Origin of the sequence: Aeromonas popoffii (assembly GCF_000820025.1) — a bacterium.
Taxonomy (GTDB): domain Bacteria; phylum Pseudomonadota; class Gammaproteobacteria; order Enterobacterales; family Aeromonadaceae; genus Aeromonas; species Aeromonas popoffii.
The window spans coordinates 1-770 of record NZ_CDBI01000028.1; the positions used below are offsets into that span (position 1 = coordinate 1).

Annotated in this window: 1 protein-coding gene; it reads right to left on the reverse strand. The window is 52.5% G+C overall.

The features are described 5' to 3' along the window. Positions 1–713 (reverse strand): tyrosine-type recombinase/integrase (locus BN1129_RS06185; protein ID WP_042035210.1); only part of this gene is annotated, 713 nt, incomplete at its 3' end. Positions 714–770 lie beyond the last annotated feature (57 nt).

Here is a 770-nt window from a genome sequence, read left to right on the forward strand (position 1 = left end):
CCACCACTTCCAAGATCCTCGTCAATCGCCTTCCATAACCTGCGCAATTCGGGGACTGTCAGCCATCTCTCTCTTGGCGAACCGGCACTGGCACCAAAATCCTTGGGTCGCAACAGTCTCGCAGGGTTGGCCTCGATCAGGCAGTGAACTACCGCATAATCCAACATCTGGTTCAGCGTTCCCAGCCCCTTACGGGTTTCATCTTTTGTTGCACGTCGAGTGATCTCTAACGCTTGCGCCAAGTGGGCACGAGTCAGATCGATTAGACGAATATTACCCAAGCTCTTCTTAAGGTGACGATTCCAACGCTCCTGATGGCACTGGAGAGTCTTTGGTTTGACGGCCTGGGCAACATGCTGCGCTTCGAGCCATCGCCCAAGTAACTCATCCATCGTCAGGGCGGTTTCATTTTTAGCCTTTTCACTAGCAACATGCTTGCGTGGATCTATCCCTTTCTTTACCAAGGCAGCCAGCTCTGCATGCTCAAGCCTGGCTCGCGCCAACGACAACGCTGGGTAATTACCCAGAACAACTGTCGCCTGAGTGCCAGCAATCCGATAACGATAGACAAACCGCTTGCTCTTCCCTGCCCTAACCTCAATAGCTAATCCACCGCCATGGGGAGATTTCACCGCATAGCGGGTAATCGAAGCCTCCCCTTGCAAAATCAATGAGGGGATCTCTCGATCCTGAGTTACCGGTTTTCTTGCCATAGCATTCTCTCCCCCCTGTTTGGGGTACCACTTGGGGTACCACAACAAACATGATAT